1 pseudogene is annotated in these 379 nt (G+C 69.4%); it reads left to right on the top strand.

From position 1 onward, the window contains the following. Positions 1-379: pseudogene (locus MD221_RS17455) on the top strand (RHS repeat protein); the annotation flags it as partial.

Raw genomic sequence — 379 nt, 5'->3', positions numbered from 1 at the left:
GCGCGGCCAGAAGACCACCACCAGCTACATGGCCTGGGACCAGCCGGTCACCGATCTTCCCGTGGCGATCACCAATCCGGAAGGGGCGTTTACCGACATCGCCCGCGACGCCTACGGCAAGCCGTCCTTCATCCGGCGACGCAATGCCGACAGCTCCGTCGCCCTGGTGCGCTACTTCGCCTACGACGCCAACCAGCAGCTGTGCAAGAGCTCGGAGGTCGAGACCAACACCACGGCCATGGGCTACGACGCTGCCGGCAACCTGGCCTGGACGGCGGGCGGACAGGCCTGGTCGCCGACCGGCGCATGCCTGGACAAGAACGCGACCGCCGTGGCGGCCCGCCGCGTCGACCGCACCTACGACGCCCGCAACCGCCTG

The sequence above is a fragment of the Luteimonas aquatica genome (genome assembly GCF_022662575.1).
GTDB lineage: Bacteria > Pseudomonadota > Gammaproteobacteria > Xanthomonadales > Xanthomonadaceae > Luteimonas > Luteimonas aquatica.
Note: the sequence above shows the minus strand (reverse complement) of the source record. Positions and strands in the feature narration are given on the sequence as shown.